Origin of the sequence: Elstera litoralis (assembly GCF_000963705.1) — a bacterium.
GTDB classification, from domain to species: Bacteria; Pseudomonadota; Alphaproteobacteria; order Elsterales; family Elsteraceae; genus Elstera; species Elstera litoralis.
Genome location: NZ_LAJY01000860.1, coordinates 1 through 2,887, shown reverse-complemented (window position 1 = coordinate 2,887; position 2,887 = coordinate 1). Strand labels below are relative to the sequence as shown.

Sequence of the window (2,887 nt, the reverse complement as noted above, 5' to 3'; positions counted from 1 at the left end):
TTAATAACTTCATCTTCTATCATCTCTAACAGTCGCGTCATATCCTCATTACTATTCTCGTTCAATTCGTGAAGTTTACCGAGAGGGTCAAGAATTATGAGACGGTATTTATTCTTGGTAATTAAATCTCGTAGTATTTTCAGCAGTGGGCCTGCCGATGGCAAATCCTGCTGATTGCCCTGACGAACGGCTAGTTTTGGTGCTCTGCCGCCACCCATTGCGATTATGTCGATATTCTCAATCGCTTCTTTAAAGCCTGTTATATTATTAGCGTTGAAGTGATTTCGCATCGCAATGAGGCGATTCTCAATAACGATCTTCGAGTCTTCCACAGTTAAAAAAAGAACCTTCTCGCCCTCTTCTTTAGTTTTTTGCCAAATTTTGAAAGGGCAATGTAGTTTTCCGGTTTTTTCATCTTTAATTGCTCTTGCCGCAACAGCAATTGAAAGCTGAATCTCCAGAAAGCCTTTGCCGGTGCCGCCTGGGGCAGTGATGATTGCTAATTGTGCTGATTCAAAATTATCGATCACGAAATCGAGCGGCGTAGGAATAGTGGGTAAATCACGACGAACTGTCATCGCCGGTATATTCTTTTCCCAGTTTTGGGCTTGCTGCTCCCGCAATTCAATCGCTAATTCTCTCAGTGTTTTTGGCTTCTCATTTGAATTACTCATGACTATCTCCTTTCCCCCCGGCTTATTAAAACCAGGGGGTAATGAAGTTGATTGGAAAGTGGGGTTTTATTTAGATAGCTACATTAAGATCGGAAATGCTTTTACCGCTGCCGCCTTTTGCATTCAGAAGATTAAGATCAGCGGTCGGCAATGTGATCGGCATTTCCCGCCGCTGCATCCATCGCGGCCAGGAATCTGGGGCTTCCGATTGCTTGTCCCATTTTTCGACGTAAACCTTTACGCCGTTAAAAAAAATTGTCCCGACCCGGCTGTTTCACAAATATCGCTATCTTCTGATTCAGCCGTTGAGCAATATCATCGATATTTTCGATCAAATTTCGGCACCATTCCAAATGAAATGGTCGAGCATTATGACCTGATTCACCGCCGATTATAATCCAGTTAACATTAACCAGATCGCTATCATCAAAATGCAGCGGCCCTACCATTGGTTCGACTGATAGAAACCGAACAAGAGCTTCATCTACATTACGGATGTGATCGATCCGATACTTTACATTAAGTTTAGTCTCAACGTCGATCACGTCACCTTCTACCGTTGCGCCGATCCAAGTATTTTTCGGAAGAGGCATACCTGTTTCTTCCAAAATTCGCTCAATATTTTCAGTTCGCTTTGAAAGTATTAGGTATGTGTGATGATCGTATTGATTCATTAACTCTAGTGCTTTTTTTTGATACGAAATTGGCGCATTCTCGTGCCAGATATCTGACATAGAGTTAACGAAAATCTTCTTAGGCTTCTTTACTTTTATGACGTTCTCAGCAGCTTTTAAGTTCGGCTTTATCTTGCCGTTGAAGTAAAGAACACCCTTCTCATTTTTTGATGTTACCCCCTCATATGATTCTTGCCCGAATGACGCTAATCGAGCCGAAATAGGAGGGGCATAGCAATTAGCGCAGGCACTGCTTTTGATGCTGCACCCTGTAAAAAAACTAGCAGTTCCATCAGTCCATTGAATTATAGATTCGTGAGACATTTAAATAATCCTTTCTGTAAAAATGGGTTATTGGTTATTTTCGGAATAAAGATGCGGATACATTTCGCGCATTTTATCGTTCCAGCTTTTGCCGAATTGCTTTTCACTAATTTTGGCTTGATTGCGCGCATTTTCTTTATCAAACTGATTCTTTTTTTTGTTCGCGGAGCCTATCTGCCGCAAAATAAAGACTGTCTTTTGTCCGATCGAACGGTTTTTTCGGAGCCATTTTATTATCCTTTCAGAAATTAAGTGTTCGTTGGTTTTTTCCTCGGTCTTCCCGCTTTTCTGCGCGCTGGGGAAGCCCCCAAAATTTCGTTAACAACCTTTCTTTTTTCGTCGCGATTCGAGGTCGGGCGAAATAGCTTTTTGCGATATATAGCTCTCAATATCTTTCGGATTATAGTAAGAATTACGGCCTATTAGGACGTAATTCGGACCTTTCCCAGCATCGGCCCAATGCTTTAGGACGTATGGCGATAACATTGGAAAGTGTTTTTGAACGTCCCGTCTTCGGATAAAGCTACTTATGTCCATAACTATTGTCTCCCTTTGTCATTTACCTTTCGGTTCGTTCCGGCTGATCTTGCCGTGAAAAATGAATAGCACTGTATTGGATTCGGTTGCACCTGTTTTTTCTTGACACAGAAGCGCACAAAAATTAGGCAAAACTACTCTGGCGGAAAGATGGGTCTTATTCGACGCATTACGCTGAAAATTTTGAAGAAAGCGCCTCGAACCGAGTTTTGCGGCGAAAATCTGAAACCCTCAAACAGATCGATACTTTTGACGTTTAGGCCTATATGCGTCTAATGAAACCGCTCTATGTGCCTAACGCATGGCTGAAAATTAACCATTACCCAAGATTTACCCAAAAACCCCATTCGATGCTTAAAAAAGCCTTATCCGAGAAAATCTTTAGGGATTATCAATCAACCTCTTGGGTAAATCTTGGGTAAATCGTATGCGCTCGGTTGCCCTTTGATGCCCCCAATTGCCCCGGATATGAAAAAACCCCAGGGTTTCCCTGGGGTCTATCTTATTGATTTCATTGAAAAAGAAGAAGTTGGCGGAAGGGATGAGATTCGAACTCACGGTACGGTTTAACCCGTACAACGGTTTAGCAAACCGTCGCCTTCAGCCACTCGGCCACCCTCCCGCCGGAGAACACCGTTGTTGGTCAAGCTGATATTGACACGACGTATGCAAGGGAGT

At 42.7% G+C, this 2,887-nt stretch carries 2 protein-coding genes and 1 tRNA gene; all 3 read right to left on the bottom strand.

Going from position 1 to position 2,887, the window contains the following annotated elements; genetic code table 11:
• Positions 1 to 674: AAA family ATPase (locus VZ95_RS20310; RefSeq protein WP_045777474.1), on the bottom strand; the 674-nt coding region annotated here is incomplete at its 3' end.
• A gap of 245 nt (positions 675 to 919) precedes the next feature.
• Positions 920 to 1,672, bottom strand: a complete 753-nt coding sequence (locus tag VZ95_RS23525; RefSeq protein WP_084627963.1) for a DUF5131 family protein — start codon at positions 1,670 to 1,672, stop codon at positions 920 to 922.
• 1,067 nt (positions 1,673 to 2,739) lie between these two features.
• Positions 2,740 to 2,831, bottom strand: a tRNA-Ser gene (locus tag VZ95_RS20300).
• Positions 2,832 to 2,887: the final 56 nt, after the last annotated feature.